The following is a 19,375-nucleotide window of genomic DNA, read 5'->3' on the forward strand; positions in this document are numbered from 1 at the left end:
TCAGTCCTCCTCCAGGACGACGGGCAGCGTCTTGTGGCCGTTGGTGAAGAACGACCCGAGCGGCTCCAGCTCCTCCGACGGCACCGCGAGGCGCAGGCCGGGGAACCGGTCGAACAGGGCGCTCAGCGCGATCACGGCCTCCATCCGGGCCAGCGGCGAGCCCAGGCAGAAGTGCACGCCGTGGCCGAAGGCGAGGTGGTCACGCCGGGACGGCCGGGTGATGTCGAACTCCTCGGCGTTCGCGCCGTGCCGCGCCGGGTCCCGGCCGGCCGCGCCGAACGACACCAGGATCGCCTCGCCCCGGGCGATGCGGACGTCGTCGACCCGCACGTCCTCGACGGCGTAGCGCAGGGGCAGGTTGGGCACGGGTGCCTGCCAGCGCAGCGTCTCGTCCACCACGTCGTTCCAGGTGCTCGCGCCGGAGGTGACCAGGCCGAGCTGGGACGGGTGGGTGGCCAGCGCGTGGACGGCGTTGTCGAGGAGGTTGACCGTGGTCTCGAAGCCCGCGCTGATGGTCAGCAGCAGGGTGTCGAGCAGCTCCTGCTCGCCCAGGCGGTTGCCGTCCGCGTCGCGGGCGGCGATCAGGTCGGTGGTCATGTCGTCGCCGGGGTTGGCCCGCTTCTCCGCGACCAGGCCCTTGAGCAGCATGTACAGCTCGGCGGACGCGGCCTGCACGCCCTCGGGGTCGGCGTCCAGGCTGAACACCGCCTCGACGAGCCGGCGCAGGTCCTCGCCGGTCCGGGCGGACAGCCCGAACAGGCCGCCGATGACCCGGATCGGCAGCGGGAACGCGAACTCCGCGCGCAGGTCGACCGCCTGCCCGCGGGGCACGGCGGCCAGGCGGTCCACCAGTTCGGCGGTGATCGCCTCGACGCGGGGGCGCATGGCCTCGACGCGGCGCGCGGTGAACGCCTTGGCCACCAGCCCGCGCAGCCGGGAGTGGTCCGCGCCGTAGGCGGTGAACATGTTCTTCATCGCCACCCACAGGATCAGCGGCCAGTCGGGCGGGATCTCGCCGTTGCGCCACGCGGGCCAGTGCCGGTTGGCGTCCTTGGACACGTCCGGGTCCAGCAGCACCTCCTGCACGGCGTCGTGGCCGGTGACCGCCCACGCCCCGATGCCGCCGGGCAGCTCGACCGGGGTGGCGGGGCCCTGTTCGCGCAGGCGGGCCGCCTCGCCGAAGATGTCGGCGCCCGACGGGTCGATGGTGTACCGCTCGACCGGCGGGATCGGCGCGGACGCCTCGACGAACGTCGTGGTGCGGGCGGGCGGCTCGGTGACCTCCAGCAGGGTCGCGGTGAACCGGGAGCCCATGCCGAGGCCGACCACCATGATCGTGTCGCCGGGCGCGGTGTCGGGGTGGTTGAGCAGGTGGTCCACGCCCAGCAGCTGGTCGCACGGCCCGACGTGCCCGAGTTCGCGCAGGAACGGCCAGGTGGTGCGGTCCAGGGAGACGCCGAGCGGTTCCAGCACGACCACCTCCAGCTGCGCGAGCCCGAGGCCGGTGATCACGAACCGGGTGATGTCGGCCAGGGCGACGTTCGCCTCCTTCGCGGCCCGCTCGACCGCGCTCACCAGGGCCTCGCTCATCAGGGTCAGGTAGGGCGCGAGGCCGGTGACCTCGATGGGGGTGCGGTCGCGGTGGCCGAGCGGGTCCGGGATGGAGGGGACGGCCAGCACCTCCATCTGGGTGGCGGAGCTGTTGGCGGTGGCGACCAGGCGGGCCCGGCCGCCGTCGCGGGTGAGCACGGCCGACGCCGCGCCGTCGGCCAGGAAGATGCCGATGGTGGGCTGCCAGCGCTCCCAGCGCGGCGGCCGGAACCGGGAGGTCGCGGTGACCAGGGTGGCGGTGGCGGACCGGTCGGCCACCAGGTGCGCGGCGGCCGACTGGAGCGCGGCCGAGCCGCCGTTGCTGGTGGCCTCCACCTCGTAGACGAGGGCGTGGCCGAGGCCGAGGACGCGCTGGAGGTGGCACGAGGGCGCCATGTGGTCCTGGGAGTCCATCTGGGCGTAGGCGGCCATCGCGATGTCCGCGCCGGTCACGCCGGCCTGCCGCATCGCGTCCATCGCCGCCCGCACGGCCATGCCCTGCTCGGTGATGTCGTCGGACCGGGTGAAGGAGGTGAAGTCCGACAGCGCCAGCAGCCTCCGCATGGTGTCGGTGTCGGGCACGGCCTCGGCCGCGGGGGTGCGCGGCGGCAGGTGGTGGCCGGTACCGGCGATGAACACGTCATCCCAGATCATGGACGTCCCTTTCCCTGAGTTCGGACAACCCGGCCCCGTAGCCGCGGAAGTCCGTGAGCCAGCTGCTGACCGCCAGCGCGGTGGACGCGGAGTGCTGTTCCAGCACGGTGAAGTGGTCGCCGGCGACGACCACCGACTCCTGCCCGGCCGGCGGGCGTTCGTCGGCCGTGCCCACGTGCAGGACCGGTGTGGTGGACGGCTGCGGCGCCCACCGCGCGCCGAGGTCGAGGTAGCGGCCCATCGCGGCCAGCCGGCCGTCGTCCACCGGGTGGAGCTGGTGCGCGGGGTCGAGGACCCCGGCGAGCAGGGGCCGCGCGTCCGCGGTGGGCGTGATCAGCGCGATCGCGGCGGGGCCGCGGCCCCAGGTCTCCAGGCGACCGGCGACGGCGCGCGCGAGCCACGCCCCGACCGAGCGGCCGACCAGCGCGAACTCGCCCGGCACGACCCGGGTGACGGCGTCGGCCAGCGCGTCGACCAGCGCGTCGGCGTCGGCGGGCAGCGGGTCGCCCGTGAAGCCCGGCAGCGGCACGGCGGTCACGTCCCGCATCGCCTCCAGCGCGGCGGCGAACCTCGTGTACTCCTCGACGCCGGTGAAGGCCAGCGCGGAGGGCAGGCAGACCAGCGCGGGTGTCACGAACCCGGTGGTGAGCTTCACCGGGGTCACGTCGAGCCGGTCGGCGGGCGGGGCCAGCCGCGCGGCGGTGACCAGCAGGTCCAGGCCCTCGCGGGCGCGGTCCGCGTCGATCGCCCCGCGCAGCAGCGCCTCCACCGGGCCGGCGACCCGGTCGGCCGTGCCGCACAGCCGGCCGTAGAGGTGGTTGGTCAGCTGCGCGGGCGTCGGGAAGTCGAACACGACGGTCGCGGACAGCTGGAGGCCGGTGGCCGCGTTGAGCCGGTTGCGCAGCTCGATCGCGGTCAGCGAGTCGACGCCGTGGTCCCGGAACGCCTGTCCGGGGTCGGTGGTGAGCGGGGTGGCGTGGCCGAGGACGGCCGCGCTGTGCGCGTTGACCACGTCGAGCAGCAGCGCCCGCTGCGCGGGTTCGGGCAGCGCGGAGAGCCTGCCGAGCAGATCGGCGGGCACGGGCGTCGAGGGCTGCGCGCGCCGGGTCCGGCGCTGGTCGCGCAGCAGCGGCGTCCGCGCGGCCGGGTCGATGCGGGCGGGCACGAGCACCGGCGGTCCCGCCGCCACGCCGGCGTCGAACAGCGCCAGCGCCTGCTCGGTGGGCAGCGGCGTGAGGCCGGCGCGGCGCAGCCGGTGGCGGTCGGCCTCGGTGAGGGCGGCGGTGATGCCGCTGTCCTGCTCCCACTGGCCCCACGCCAGGGACACCGCGGGCAGGCCCAGCGCGTGCCGGTGGCGGGCCAGGGCGTCCAGGAACGAGTTGGCCGCCGCGTAGTTGGCCTGGCCGGGGCTGCCCAGCACCCCGGACGCGGAGGAGAACAGGACGAACGCATCCAGGTCGGCGGTCAGCTCGTGCAGGTGCCAGGCGGCGTCCACCTTGGGCCGCAGCACGTCGTGCAGCCGCTCGGGGGTCAGCGACGCGACCACGGCGTCGTCGACCACGCCGGCGGCGTGCACGACGACGCGCAGGTCCTCGACGGTGCCCAGCAGCGCGGCGAGGGCGTCCCGGTCGGAGACGTCGCACGCCGCCGCGGTGACGGTCGCGCCGAGGGCGGTCAGCTCGGCCACCAGTTCCGCCGCGCCGGGGGTGGCCCCGCCGCGCCGACCGGCCAGGACGACGTGCCGCACCTCGTGCGCGGTGACGAGGTGGCGGGCGGTCAGGCCGCCGAGGACGCCGAAGCCGCCGGTGACCAGGGCCGTGCCGCGCAGCCGTGCCGGGGTCGTCGCCGCGTGCCCGCGCAGCCGGGGGGCGAGGAGCGCGCCGTCCCGCAGGAGCAGGTGCGGTTCCCCCTGGGCGAACCCGGTGCGCACGGCGGCCGGGACGGCCTGCCCGGACGCCTCGGTGCCGTCGTGGTCGACCAGCAGGAACCGGTCGGGGTGCTCGTGCTGCGCGCTGCGCACCAGCCCCTGCGCCGCGGCCGACGCGAGGTCGTCGCCCCGGCCGACGAACACCAGGCGGGTGTCGTCGGCCAGTGCCGCCTGGACGTCGTGGAGGACCTGGCGGGTGACCGCGCGCGTCCGGTCGAGCTGGTCGCGGCCGTCGAGGGCGTCGGGGTCGCCTGGGACGTCGGGGGCGAGGTCGCGGAGCACCACCGCCGGGTCCGGGCCGTCCGCGGGCGGCAGCGGCGTCCAGTCGAGGGTGAACAGGGCGTCGGCGTGCCGGGTCGTGGCGAGGTCGGCCAGTTCGACCGGGCGCAGCACGAGGGAGTCGATCGCGGCGACCGGCGCGCCCGCGGTGTCGGTGACCCGCACCGCGTAGGTGTCCGGCGCGGTGGGCGACAGGGTGACGCGCAGCGCGGCGGCGGCGCCGGTGAACGACACGCCGGCGAACGAGAACGGCAGCCTGGCCAGGCTCTCGCCGGGGCCGTCGACCGCGGCGGTGATGCCGGTGAGCAGGGTGAGCGGCTGGATCGCCGCGTCCAGCAGCGCCGGGTGCAGGCCGTAGCCGGTCAGCTGCGCGGGGTCGGCGGGGAACTCGACCTCGGCGTGCAGGTCGTCGCCGTGCCGCCAGAGGGCGCGCAGCCCCTGGAACGTCGGCCCGTAGTCGTAGCCCTCGTCGGCCAGGGTGTCGTAGAGGCCCGCGGTGTCGACCGCGGTCGCGCCGGCCGGCGGCCAGCTCGCGGCGGCCGTCCCGGTGGTCGGGAGCGCGGTGGTCGGGAGCGCGGTGGTCGGGAGCGCGGTGGTCGGGAGCGCGGTGGTCGGGAGCGCGGTGGTCCCGGGGAGCAGGACGCCGGTGGCGTGGCGGGTCCACCGGTCGGGGTCGGCGGCGGTGCGGGAGTGCACGGCCACGGGGCGCTGCCCGGTGTCGGTGGGCGCGCCGACCGCGACCCGCACGTGCACGGCGTCGTGCAGCGGCAGCGGCGCTTCGAGGACGAGTTCGGCGAGCGCGGCGCAGTCGACGTGCCGACCCGCCTGGAGGGCCAGTTCCACGAACCCGGTGGCGGGCAGCAGGGGTGAGCCGAGCACGGTGTGCTCGGCCAGCCACGGGTGCGCGTCGCGGGACAGCGCGCCGACGAGCACCACGCCCTGCCCGTCGGGCAGCGGCACCGCGGCCCGCAGCAGCGGGTGGTCCAGGGGGTCCAGGCCGGCGCCCGCCGGGGCGGTGGGGACCAGCCAGAACCGGTCCCGCCGGAACGCGTAGGCCGGCAGGTCGAGGTGGGCGGGCGGGGTGGGCGGGCGCCAGTCGCCGCCCTGCTCCCAGACGCGGCCGAGGGCGGCGAGGAGGCGTTCCGGTTCGTCGTGGTCGCGGCGCATGACCGCGTCGGGCACCAGCGACGGGTGCGGGCCGATCTCCAGCAGCGCCGTGACGCCGCGGTCGCGCAGCCACCCCAGCGCCCGGTCGAACCGGACGGTGTCGCGGACCTGGCGCACCCAGTAGGCCGGGGTGGTCATGTCGGTGGGGTCGCCGGTCACCGTGGACACGACGGGGAGCGTGGGCGGGTGGTAGGTCAGGGTCTCGGCGACCTGGGCGAACTCGGCGAGCATCGGCTCCACCCGGGCCGAGTGGAACGCATGGCTCACGGTCAGCCGCCGGGTCTCGCGCCCGCGCTCCCGCCACCGCTCGACGATCCGCGACACCACGTGCTCGTCGCCGGAGACCACGACGGTGTCCGGCGCGTTGACCGCCGCGATGTCGACCTCGTCGCCGTCGGCGAGGACTTCGGCCTCCGAGGCGCGCAGGGACGCCATCGCCCCGCCCGGCGGCAGTTCCTGCATCAACCGTCCCCGTGCGGACACCAGCGTGCAGGCGTCCTCCAGGCTCAACACCCCGGCGATGTGCGCGGCGGCGATCTCCCCGATCGAATGCCCGACGAGGTAGTCCGGGCGCATCCCCAGCGACTCGACCAGCCGGTAGAGCGCCACCTCGATCGCGAACAACCCCGCCTGCGTGTACCGGGTCTGGTCGAGGTCCACCTCGTGCAGGTCCAGGTCGAGCCGGTCGCAGATCCCGGCCAGGACCCGGGCGAACACCGGGTGGGCCCGGGCGAGCCGGTCGCCCATGCCGCGCCACTGCGAGCCCTGGCCGGAGAAGACGAACGCGGTCCCGCCGGCCTGGGCCTTCGCGATCGGGGCCTCGGCGAGGGCGTCGAGGTCGGCGGCGAGCCGGTCCGGGTCGGTCAGCGCGACCCGGTACGGCAACCGCGCCCGCGACGCCAACGCCGCACCCACCGCCGGATCACCCACGAACCCCCGCAACCGCACCGCCTGCGCCCGCACCGCCTCCGAAGACTTCGCCGACAACAACCACGGCACCCACACCGGCGACACAACGGCCTCCGGCTCCGGCTCCGGCTGCTCCAGGATCACGTGGGCGTTGGTGCCGCTGATCCCGAACGCGGAGACGGCGGCCCGGCGGGGCCGGTCGTGCGCGGGCCACGGCGTGGTCTCGGTCAGCAGCCGGACGTGCTGCCAGTCCACGTGCGGGCTGGGCGCGTCGACGTGGAGGGTGCGCGGCAGGGTGCCGTGACGCATGGCCTCGATCATCTTGATCACACCGGCGACACCGGCCGCGGCCTGCGTGTGCCCGATGTTCGACTTCACCGACCCCAGCCAGAGCGGTTCGGCGCGGTCGGCGCCGTAGGTGGCGACCAGTGCCCGGGCCTCGATCGGGTCGCCCAGGGTGGTCCCGGTGCCGTGGGCCTCGACGGCGTCCACGTCGGACGGTTCCAGCCCCGCGTTGGCCAACGCCTGCCGGATGACCCGCTCCTGCGCCGGTCCGCTGGGCGCGGTGAGGCCGTTGGACGCGCCGTCCTGGTTCACCGCCGTGCCCGCCAGCACGGCCAGCACCCGGTGGCCGTTGCGGCGGGCGTCCGACAGCCGTTCCAGCAGCACCAGACCCGCGCCCTCGCCCCAGCTCGTGCCGTCCGCGCCGGCGGCGAAGGACTTGGCCCGGCCGTCGGCGGCCAGGCCGTGCTGGCGGGAGAACTCCACGAAGCTCGCCGGGGTCGCCATGACGGTGACCCCGCCGGCCAGGGCCAGGTCGCACTCCCCCGAGCGCAGCGCCTGCGCCGCCAGGTGCATCGCCACCAGCGACGACGAGCACGCCGTGTCCACCGACACCGCCGGGCCTTCGAGCCCCAGCAGGTAGGACACGCGGCCGGAGGTCACGCTGGTGGACGTGCCGGTGGCCAGGTAGCCCTCCGCGTCACGCGACACCTGGTCGACGCCTCCCGCGTACCCGGAGGTCCAGATGCCGGTGTAGACGCCCGTCCGGCTGCCGTGCAGGGCGGTCGGGTCGATGCCCGCGTGCTCGAACGTCTCCCACGCGGTTTCCAGCACCAAGCGCTGCTGCGGGTCCATCGCCAACGCCTCACGCGGCGAGATCCCGAAGAACCCGGCGTCGAAACCGGCCGCGTCCTCCAGGAACCCGCCCGACCGCGTGTAGCTGGTGCCGGGACCACCCTCCGGGTCGTACAACCCGGCCAGGTCCCAACCCCGGTCGGCCGGGAAGTCGCCGATGGCGTCCACACCCCCCGACACCACCCCCCACAGCTCCGCCGCCGAACCGACACCACCGGGGTAGCGGCAGCCCATGCCGACCACCACGACCGGGTCGGTGGTGGTGTGGTGGGCGACCGGCCGCTCGACGCGTCGTCGCGCGCCCGACAGGACTTCGAGCAGGTGCTCGGCCAGCCTGGTCGGCGTCGGGTGGTCGAACGTCAGGGTCGCCGACAGCCGGACGCCGAGCGCGGCGGACAGCCGGTTGCGCAGCTCGACGGCGGTCAGCGAGTCGAACCCGAGGTCCTTGAACGCCCGGTCGGCGTCGGTGGCGCCGGCGCGGCCCAGGACGGCCGCGCTGTGCGTGGTGATCAGCTCCAGCAGGGCGGCGCGCCGCTCGGCCTCGGGCAGCGCGGCCAGGTCGCCCGCCGCACCGGGGGTGGTGCGGGCGGGCCGGCGGGTCAGGGCGCGCAGCACCGGCCGGTCGCCCAGCGCGTGCACCCGGAGGCCGGCGGCGACCAGGGTCGGGTCCGGTGCGGTGAGCGCGGCGTCGAACAGCGCCAACGCGTGCTCGGTGGACAGCGGCACGACCCCCGACCGGGCGAGGCGGCGGCGGTCCGTCGTGGTCAGCGCGGCGGTCAGGCCGCTGCCCCGCGCCCACTGCCCCCACGCCACGGACACCGCGGCCAGCCCCTGCCGCCGTCGCCGTTCGGCCAGGCCGTCGAGGTAGGCGTTGGCGGCGGCGTAGTTGCCCTGGCCCGGGCTGCCCAGGACGCCGGCCGCGGAGGAGAACAGCACGAACGCCTTCACGTCGCCGACCAGCTCGTGCAGGTGCCGCGCCGCGTCGGCCTTCGGGCCGCGCACGGTCGCCAGGCGTTCGGGCGTGAGCGACTCGACCACGCCGTCGTCCAGCGCGCCGGCCGCGTGCACCACGGCGGTCAGGTCCGGGATGCCGGCCAGCAGCCCGGCGACCGCGTCCCGGTCCCCCACGTCGCAGGCGGCCGTGGTCACGTGCGCCCCGAGCCGTTCGAGGTCGTCGCGCAGCTCGGGGGCGTGCCCGGACCTGCTCGCCAGCACGAGCCGCCGCACGCCGTGCGCGGTGACCAGGTGGCGGGCGACGAGGCCGCCGAGCGTCCCGGTGCCGCCGGTGATCAGGACGGTGTCGTCCGGGCCGAGCGGGGCGGGGACGGTCAGCACGACCTTGCCGACGTGGGCGGCCCGGCTCATGTGCCGGAACGCCCGCGAGGCGTGCCGCAGGTCCCAGGCGGTGATCGGCGGCGTGCGCAGGTCGCCCGCCGCGAGCAGCCCGACGACCTCGGCCAGCACCTCGCCCAGCCGCTCGGGCCCCGCCTCGGCGAGGTCGAACGCCCGGTAGCCGGGGGTGTCGCGCGGGTCGGCCTTGCCCATGTCGACGAACCGCCCGCCCGGCGCGAGCAGGCGCAGCGAGGCGTCGGTGAACTCGCCGGTCAACGCGTTCAGCACGACGTCCGCGGGCGGGAAGCGCCGTTCGAAGTCCAGGGTGCGCGAGGAGGCGATGTGGTCGTCGTCCAACCCGAGGTCGCGCAGGGCGTCCCACTTGCCGGGGCTCGCCGTGGCGAACACCTCCGCGCCGGCCCGCCGCGCGAGCTGCACGGCGGCCATCCCGACGCCGCCCGCGCCGGAGTGGACGAGCACGCGGTCGCCGGCGCCCAGCCGCCCGAGGTCGAACAGCCCGTACCAGGCGGTCAGGAACGCCACGGGGACGGCGGCGGCCTGCGCGAACGACCAGTCGGCGGGCACCTCGGCGAGCACCCGGTGGTCGGCCACCGCGACGGCCCCGAACGCGCCGCGCAGCAGCCCCGTCACCCGGTCGCCGGGCCGGAACCGGGTGACCTCCGGGCCGACGTCGGTCACCACGCCGGCGCCCTCGCTGCCCAGCTCGGCCGACGTCGGGTAGGTGCCCAGGGCGATCAGCACGTCGCGGAAGTTCAGGCCCGCCGCGCGGACCGCGACGCGCACCTCGTGCGGCGCCAACGGCGTCCCGGGCACGTCGGCGAACGCGAGGTCGTCCAGGCTCCCGCTGTCGGCCCGCACCAGCGAGCCGGACACCAGGGGCTCCGGGGCGGTCCGGACCAGCCGGGGCACGTGCACCTCGCCCCGCCGCACCGCGAACCGGTCCTCGTCGTCGAGCACGAGCGGCGCGGAGTCGTCGGTGTCCACCAGCACCAGCCGGCCGGGGTGCTCGGCCTGCGCGGCGCGGACCAGGCCCCCCACGGCGGCGGCCTCGGGGTCGGTCGCGGCGTCGCGGGTGTGCACGACCAGGCGTTCGTCGCCGTCCTCGGCCAGGAACGCCTGCACCAGGGCCAGCGCCTCCGCGACCGACCGCGGTGACACGACCCGGGCGGGGGTGGTGCCGCCGTCGCGCGGGTGCCAGTCGAGGCGGAACAGGGCCTCGTCGGCGGGGCGGGCCACCGGGCGGGTGGTCATCGCGCCGATGGTGGCGACCGGCGCGCCGGTCTCGTCGGCCAGTGCGATGGCGTAGCCGTCGGCGGCGGTGCCCGACAGCCGCACCCGGGCGGTGGCCGCGCCGGGTCGGTGGACCGCGATCCCGGTGAGGGAGAACGGCAGCCGCACCTCGTCGGTGTCCCCGGCGAGCAGGGCCAGCGGTTGCAGCGCCGCGTCCAGCAGCGCGGGGTGCACGCCGTACCGGGCGGCGTCGGTGATCGAGGCGGGCAGCGCCACCTCGGCGAACACCTCGCCGCCCGACCGCCACACCGCGCGCACCCCCTGGAAGGCGGGGCCGTGCTCGTAGCCGGACAGGGCGTCGTGGAGGTCGCGCACGTCGACCGGTCGCGCGGCGGGCGGCCACGCGGGGAACGCCGGCGGCGCGGCGGGTTCGGCGGCGAGCGCGCCGACGGCGTGGCGCACCCACTCCTCCGCGCGGGAGCGGACCTCCACCGGTCGGCGGCCCGACCCGTCCGGGGCCCCCACCACGACCTGCACGCGCACCGCGCCGTCCGCCGGGAGCACCAGGGGCGCTTCCAGGACGAGTTCCTCGACCGACGACCAGCCGACGACACCGGCCGCGTGCGTCACCAGTTCGACGAACCCGGTGGCGGGCATCAGCACCCTGCCGAGCACGGCGTGGTCCGCCAGCCACGGGTGGGTGGCCAGCGACAGCGTGCCGGTGAGCACCGCGCCCTGCTCGCCGGGCAGCTCGACGACCGCGCCGAGCAGCGGGTGGTCGGCCGGGTCCAGGCCCGCGCCGGACACGTCGGCCGGACCACCCGCCGCCAGCCAGAACCGCTCGCGCTGGAACGGGTAGGTGGGCAGGTCGACCGGCGGGACGGGCGCGCCGCCCGGGTCCACGTCGCCCGGCTCCACGTCGACGCCGAGCACGAACAGCCGCGCGGCGGCGGCGAGGAAGTCGGGGCGGTCGCGGCGCAGCGTGCCGGCGGCGACGGCGTCCTGCTCCTCCAGCGCGGGCAGCAGCACGGGGTGCGGGCTGACCTCGACGAACACGTGCCCGGTCAACGCCCGCACGGCCCGGTCGAACCGCACGGGTTCGCGCAGGTTGCGGTACCAGTACTCGGCGTCGGCGGTCTCCACCGGTCCGTCGATCACCGTCGAGCGGAACGGGACCCGCGCTTCGAGTGGCGTGACGCCCGCCAGGTCGGCCAGCAGCCGTTCCCGGATCGCCTCCACCTGGGCCGAGTGCGCCGCGTAGTCCACCGGCAGCACCCGCGCCCGGACACCTCCGGCCTCGCACGCCGCCACGAGTTCGGCCAACGCGTCCGGCTCACCGGAGACGACCACGCTCGTCGGGGAGTTCACCACCGCCACCGACAGCCGATCACCCCACCGCGACAGCAGCTCGGAGTCCGCCGGCAAGCCGACCGAGACCATGCCGCCCAGACCCGAGATCGCCACCAGGGCCTTGCTGCGCAACGCGACCACCCGAGCCGCGTCGTCGAGCGACAACGCCCCAGCCACGTAGGCCGCCGCGATCTCGCCCTGCGAATGCCCCACCACCGCGTCCGGCTCGACACCACGCGACCGCCACAACGCGGCCAAGCCGACCATCATCGCGAACAACGCCGGCTGCACCACGTCCACGCGGTCCAACTCGCCGCCGTCGAGGACCTCCACCAGCGACCAGCCCACGTGCGGCGCGAGAGCCTGCGCACAGGCGTCGATCGCTTCCCGGAACACCGGCTCGGCCGCGTACAGCTCGCGCCCCATGCCGACCCACTGCGCGCCCTGACCGGGGAACACGAACACCGTCCGGCGCGGCGACCCGGCCACACCCGTCACCACGTCCGCCCCGAGGATCGCCGCACGGTGCGCGAACCGGGCACGACCGGCCAGGGCCTGACCGATCCCCACCACACCGGGACGATCGGCCGCGAACTCCCGCACCCGCCGCACCTGCTCCAGCAAAGCGGTCTCGCTCTTCGCCGACAACAGCCACAACGGGTGATCGGTGTCGGGTCCCGGTGCCTCCGGCACGTGCTCTAGGATGACGTGCGCGTTCGTGCCGCTGATCCCGAACGACGACACCGCCGCGCGGCGCGGGCGTCCGGTCTCGGGCCACGGCACGGCGTCGGCGAGCAGGCGCACGTTCCCCGCCGACCAGTCCACGTGCGGCGTCGGCTCGTCCACGTGCAGCGTCTTCGGCAGCACGCCGTGCCGCATCGCCTCGACGACCTTGATCACACCCGCCACACCCGCCGCGGCCTGGGTGTGACCGATGTTCGACTTGACCGACCCCAGCCACAACGGCTCCGCGCGGTCGGTCCCGTAGGTCGCCAGCAACGCCTGGGCCTCGATCGGGTCGCCCAGGGAGGTGCCGGTGCCGTGCGCCTCGACGAAGTCCACATCGGACGGAACGAGACCGGCGTTCGCCAGTGCTTGCCGGATCACCCGTTCCTGCGACGGGCCGTTGGGCGCGGTCAACCCGTTGGACGCGCCGTCCTGGTTCACCGCCGTGCCCGCCAGCACCGCCAGCACCCGGTGACCGCGCCGCCGCGCGTCCGACAGCCGTTCCAGCAGCACCAGCCCGGAGCCCTCGCCCCAGCCGGTGCCGTCGGCCGACGCGGAGAACGCCTTGCACCGGCCATCGGCCGACAGCCCGCGTTGCCGGGAGAACTCGGTGAACCCGACCGGTGTGGCCATGATCGTGACGCCGCCCGCCAGGGCCAGGTCGCACTCCCCCGAGCGCAGCGACTGCGCCGCGAGGTGCATCGCGACCAGCGACGACGAGCACGCGGTGTCGATGGAGACCGCGACGCCCTCCAGGCCGAGCAGGTAGGCGACCCGGCCGGACACCACGCTGGTCGCCGCGCCGGTGCCGTAGTAGCCCTCCACGTCGCCCTGGGCACCGAGGCCGTAGCCGGAGGACCACAGGCCGGTGAACACCCCGGTCCGGCTGCCGCGCAACGAGGTCGGGTCGATCCCGGCATGCTCGAACGTCTCCCACGCCGTCTCCAACAACACCCGCTGCTGCGGGTCCATCGCCAACGCCTCACGCGGCGAAATGCCGAAGAACTCCGCGTCGAAACCCGCCACATCCGACAGGAACCCACCCGAACGCGTGTAACTCGTCCCCGGATGATCCGGATCAGGGTGGAACAACCGCTCCACATCCCACCCACGATCAGACGGGAACCCGCCGATCGCGTCCACACCCCCCGACACCAACCGCCACAAACCCTCCGGCGACCCCACACCACCCGGCAGACGACACCCCATACCCACGATCACCACCGGGTCGTCGTCCACGGCTTCGGCGACCGCGGCGACTTCCCGGCGGGCACCGACGACCTCGTCGCGCAGGTGGTCGACCAGGCGTTCCGGGGTGGGGTGGTCGAAGACGAGCGTGGCGGGCAACCGCAGCCCGGTCGCCGACGCCAACCGGTTGCGCAGCTCCACCGCCGTCAGCGAGTCGAACCCGAGGTCCCGGAACGGCCGGCGGGCGTCCACGGCGTCGGGTGAGGCGTGGCCGAGCACCGTGGCGGTGGTGGCGGTGACGAGGTCGAGCAGCGCGGCCCGCCGCGCGGCCTCCGGCAGGGACCGCAGCCGGTCCGCGGTCGCACCGCGAACGGTGCGCCTGGCCCGGGGGCCGGTGACGCCCCGCAGGGCAGAGGGGCCGGCCGGGGTCCGGGCGGGGTTGAGCGTGATGGGCGCGACCACGGCCCGGTCGGTGGCCAGGGCCGCGTCGAACAGGTCGAGCGCGTGGTCGGTGCTCAGCGGGACGACGCCGGACCGGGCGAGGCGCTGCCGGTCGTGCTCGGACAGGTGGCCGGTCATCCCGCTGCTCTCGGCCCAGTACCCCCAGGCCAGCGACACGGCGGGCATCCCGAGCGAGCGCCGGTGCGCGGCCAGGCCGTCGAGGAACGCGTTCGCGGCGGCGTAGTGGGCCTGGCCGGGGCTGCCGAGCACCCCGGCGGCGGAGGAGAACAGCACGAACGCGTCCAGGTCGGCGGTCAGCTCGTGCAGGTGCCAGGCCGCCCGCGCCTTGGGTTCGAACACGCGGGCCACCTGCTCCGGTGTCACCGCGTCGACCACGGCGTCGTCGAGCACCCCGGCGGCGTGCACCACCACCCTCAGGTCGGGGACGGACGCCACCAACTCCGCGACCTGCGCACGATCCGACACGTCGCACGCCACCACCCGCACCTCGGCGTCCAACACCGGAACCGCACCACCACGACGACTCACCAGCACCAACCGCCGGACACCGTGCCGCTCGACCAAGTGCCGCGCCACCGCCAACCCCAGCGTCCCCGTACCACCGGTGATCAGCACCGTGCCCTCGGCGAGGTCGGCGGGCAGGTTCAGGACGATCTTGCCGACGTGCCGGGCCTGGCTCATGTGCCGGAACACGTCCACCGCGTCGCGGACGCCCCGGAGGTCGAGCGGCAGCGGGGTCAGCGTCCCGTCGGCGAGGGCGGCCACGGTGGCGGCCAGGATCTCGCCGAGCCGCGCCGGACCGGCGTCCGCGATGTCGAAGGCCGCGTAGGTGAGGTCGGGGTGGTCGGCGGCGTCGCGGATGTCGGTCTTGCCCATCTCCACGAACCGGCCGCCCGGCGCGAGCAGGCGCAACGACGCGTCGGTGAACTCACCCGCCAACGAGTTCAACACCACGTCCACACGCGGGAAACGCCCCTCGAACTCCACCGTCCGCGAGGAGGCGATGTGCCCGTCGTCCAGCCCCAAGCCGCGCAGCACGTCCCACTTGCCGGGGCTCGCCGTCGCGAACACCTCCGCGCCCAGGTGCCGCGCCAGCTGGATCGCGGCCATGCCGACGCCGCCGGTGCCGGCGTGGACGAGGACCCGGTCGCCGGGGCCCACCCGTCCCAGGTCCACCAGGCCGTACCACGCGGTCAGGAACACCACCGGCACGGCCGCCGCCTGGGCGAACGACCACCCGTCCGGGATCGGCGCCAGCAACCGGTGGTCCGCCACCGCACGCGGACCGAACGCACCCGGCACCAACCCGAACACCCGGTCACCGGGACGGAACGAAACGCCGGGGCCGACGTCGAGGACCACGCCCGCGCCCTCGCCGCCCATCAACGCCTCGCCGGGGTAGACGTCCAGCGCGATGAGCACGTCGCGGAAGTTCAGGCCCGCCGCGCGCAGCGCGATCCGCACCTGGCCGGGCTCCAGCGGGGTCTCCGGGAGCGGCACGAGCGCCAGGTCGTCGATGCTGCCGGTGCCGACGTCCTCCAGCCGCCAGGGGCCGTCCGGCGCGGCGAGCGCCCGTTCCACCCGGGTCAGGCGGGGGGCGAGCAGCACCCCGCGGCGCACCGCCGACTCGGTCTCGTCGGGCAGGCCGCCGTCCCACGACCCGTCGTCGTCGACCAGCGCGAACCGGCCGGGGTGCTCGGCCTGCGCCGAGCGGACCAGCCCCCACACGGCGGCGTGGGCGGGGTCGACCGCGTCGCCGGGCGCGGCGGCGACCGCGCCCCGGGTGACGACGGCCAGCGGCGCGTCACCCCGGTGCGCCCGGATCGCCGCCAGGACCTCCAGGGTGCCGCGCAGCGCGGCGTCGGCCGGGTCGCCGTCGTGCCGCCGCACGTGGTGCACCGCGTCCGCGGTGGTGTCGGCGTCCACGGGGTGCCAGGTGAGCTGGTGGAGGTCCGGTGCGTCGGTGGGCGCCCGCACCGACAGCGAGTCGATCGAGACGACCGGGTTGCCGTCGGGGTCGGCGGCGACGACCCGGTAGTGGTCGGGGCCGCCGGACACCCGCACCCGCAGCGCGGACGCGTCGGTGGGGCGCAGCACCACCCCGGAGAACGCGAACGGCAGCCGCGCCGGGCCGGTCGGGTCCACCAGCGCGACCGCGTGCAGGGCCGCGTCGAGCAGGGCGGGGTGCACCGCGAACCGGTCGCCGGCGGGGACCTCCACCTCCGCGTGCACCGCGTCGCCCGCGCGCCGGGCCGAGGTGACGCCCTGGAACGCGGGCCCGTAGTCGTAGCCCGAGGCGGCGAGGGTGTCGTAGAGGCCGGTCACGTCGAGCGGTTCGGCCCCCGGCGGCGGGACGACCAGCGTGGTGGACGGGGTGGTGGGCGGGGCGTCGCCGAGGGTGCCGGTGGCGTGCCGGACCCACTCCTCGCCCCGCGAGTGCACCGCGACCGGGCGACGGCCGGTCCCGTCGGGCGCTCCGACCAGGACCTGCAACCGCACGGTGTCGTGGTCGAGCACGAGCGGCGCTTCCAGCACGAGTTCGTGCACGGCGTCCGCGCCGACCACCCCGGCGGCGTGCGCGGCCATCTCCAGGAACGCGGTCCCGGGCAGCAGGACCCGGCCGCGCACCGCGTGGTCGGCCAGCCACGGGTGGGTGGACAGCGACACCGCGCCGGTCAGCGCCGCGCCGCCGTCGGGCAGCTCCACGGCCGTGGTCAGCACCGGGTGGTCGCCGGTCGCGGCGGCGCTCGGCCGCAGCCAGAACGGCTGCCGCTGGAACGGGTAGCCGGGCAGCGTCGCGGGGGTGGCGTCGGCCGGGAACAGCGGTCGCCAGTCCACGTCGACGCCGCGGACGTGCAGGCGGGCGAGGGCGGCGCGGAACTCCCGGGGTTGGTCCCGGCGCAGGGTGCCGGTGACCAGGACGTCCCGCCCGTCGGCGATCTCCTCGACCGCCGACGCCAGCACCGGGTGCGGGCCGACCTCCACGAACACGCCGTGGCCCGCGTCGAGCAGGGTCGTCACGGCGCGGTCGAACAGCACCGGTTCCCGCAGGTTGCGGTACCAGTACCCGGCGTCCAGCCGGTCGACGGGCCCGCCGGTGACCGTGGAGTGCAGCGGGATCGTCGCGGGGCGCGGGGTGATCCCGGCCAGGTCGCGCAGCAGCCGGTCGCGCACCGCCTCGACCTGGGCGGAGTGGGCGGCGTAGTCGACGGGCAGCGCGCGGGCGCGGATGTCGTCGGCGGCGCACGCCGCCAGCAGCTCGGCCAGGGCCGCGGTGTCGCCCGAGACGACGACCGAGCCGGGCGCGTTGACCACCGCCACGGTCAGCCGCCCGCCCCAGCGCTCCAGGCGGTCGGCGGCGCGGCGCGGGGACAGCGCCACGGAGGCCATGCCGCCGAGGCCGGCCAGCGGCACCAGGGCCTTCGCGCGCACGGCGACGACCCGCGCGGCGTCCTCCAGGGTCAGGACGCCCGCGACGTGCGCGGCGGCGATCTCGCCCTGGGAGTGGCCGACGACCGCGTCCGGCACCACGCCGAAGGACCGCCACAGCCCGGCCAGCGCCACCATCACGGCGAACAGCGCGGGCTGCACCACGTCGACCCGGTCCAGCGCCCCGCTCGCCGGCGCGGCACCGGTCAGGACCTCGACCAACGACCAGTCCACGTGCGGCTCCAGCGCCCGCGCGCAGGCGTCCACGTGCTCGCGGAACACCGGCTCGTCCGCGTAGAGCGCGCGGCCCATGCCGATCCACTGCGCGCCCTGGCCGGGGAAGACGAACGCGGTCTTGCCGGGCACGCCCACCTCGCCGGTGACCAGGCCGGGCGCGCTCGCGCCGCGGGCCAGCGCGGCCAGGCCGGCGGCGTGGTCGTCGAGGACGACGGCGCGGTGCTCGAAGCGGGTCCGCTCCAGCAGGGCGGTGCCGACGTCCGCGACCGGCGCGTCGACCGCGCCGAGGCGTTCCGCGAGCGCGGCGAGCGCCCGCGGGGTCCGGGCGGACACCAGCCACGGCACGCCGGTGTCCTCGGCGGTGCTCCCCGGCGCGGCCGGGACCTGTTCGAGCACGACGTGCGCGTTGGTGCCGCTGATCCCGAACGACGACACGCCGGCGCGGCGGGGGCGGTCGGTGGCCGGCCACGGGGTCGGCTCGGTGAGCAGGCGGACCCGCCCGGCGGTCCAGTCGACGTGGGTGGTGGGCCGGTCCACGTGCAGGCTGCGCGGGAGGGCGCCGTGCCGCATCGCCATGATCATCTTGATCACGCCGGCGACGCCGGCGGCGGCCTGGGTGTGGCCGATGTTCGACTTGACCGAGCCCAGCCACAGCGGTTCGGCGCGGTCCTGGCCGTAGGTCGCCAGCAGCGCCTGCGCCTCGATCGGGTCGCCCAGGGAGGTCCCGGTGCCGTGCGCCTCGACCGCGTCGACGTCGGCCGGTTCGAGCCGGGCGCTGCTCAACGCCTGGCGGATGACGCGTTCCTGCGCGGGGCCGTTGGGCGCGGCCAGGCCGTTGGAGGCGCCGTCCTGGTTCACCGCGCTGCCGCGCACGACCGCGAGCACGCGGTGCCCGTTGCGGCGGGCGTCGGACAGGCGTTCGAGCAGCAGCAGGCCCGCGCCCTCGCTCCAGCTCGTCCCGTCGGCGGCCTCGGCGAAGGACTTGACCCGGCCGTCCGGGGCGAGGCCGCGCTGCCGGGAGAACTCCGCGAAACCCGCCGGGGTCGCCATCACGGTCACCCCGCCGGCCAGCGCGAGCGTGCACTCGCCGGCGCGCAGGGCCTGCGCGGCGAGGTGGATCGCGACCAGCGACGAGGAGCAGGCCGTGTCCACCGACACCGCGGCGCCCTCCAGGCCGAGCAGGTAGGACACCCGGCCGGACGTGGCGCTGGTCGCGATCCCGGTGGCGAGGAACCCCTCCAGGTCCGGCGGCGGCTGGGCGGCGTAGCCGGAGGACCACACGCCGGTGAACACCGCGGTCCGGCTGCCGCGCAGCGAGGTCGGGTCGATGCCCGCGTGGTCGAAGGTCTCCCACGCCGTCTCCAACAACACCCGCTGCTGCGGGTCCATCGCCAGCGCCTCGCGCGGCGAGATGCCGAAGAACCCGGCGTCGAACCCGGCGGCGTCGTCGAGGAACCCGCCGTGCCGGGTGGAGGTGGTGCCCGGACCGCCGTCCGGGTCGTGGGTGATGTCCCAGCCTCGGTCGTCCGGGAACTCGCCGATGGCGTCCACGCCGTCGGACACCAGCCGCCACAGGTCCTCCGGCGAGGCCACGCCGCCGGGGTAGCGGCAGCCGATGCCGATGACGGCGATCGGCTCGCGGGCCGCCTCCTCCACCTCGGCCAGGCGCCTGCTCATCACCCGCAGGTCCGCCGTGGCGCGCTTGAGGTAGCCGCGGAGCTTGTCCTCGTCGGTCAT

Annotated in this window: 2 protein-coding genes; both read right to left on the reverse strand. The window is 76.0% G+C overall.

The genetic code is table 11. From position 1 onward, the window contains the following. On the reverse strand, positions 1–2,244 hold the full coding sequence (locus ACRAKJ_RS24960; protein ID WP_438919372.1) for a cytochrome P450: 2,244 nt from the start codon (positions 2,242–2,244) through the stop codon (positions 1–3). Beyond that, positions 2,231–19,375 (reverse strand): SDR family NAD(P)-dependent oxidoreductase, encoded by a 17,145-nt coding sequence (locus ACRAKJ_RS24965; protein WP_438919373.1) that lies wholly within the window; start codon positions 19,373–19,375, stop codon positions 2,231–2,233. The genes ACRAKJ_RS24960 and ACRAKJ_RS24965 overlap by 14 nt, the downstream gene beginning before the upstream one ends.

Source organism: Saccharothrix sp. DSM 118769 (assembly GCF_052936295.1).

Bases quoted from the DNA above. Each gene is read 5' to 3' on its own strand.
- ACRAKJ_RS24965 (WP_438919373.1), bottom strand. From the start codon at position 19,375: ATGACCGACGAGGACAAGCTCCGCGGCTACCTCAAGCGCGCCACGGCG.
- ACRAKJ_RS24960 (WP_438919372.1), bottom strand. From the start codon at position 2,244: ATGATCTGGGATGACGTGTTCATCGCCGGTACCGGCCACCACCTGCCG.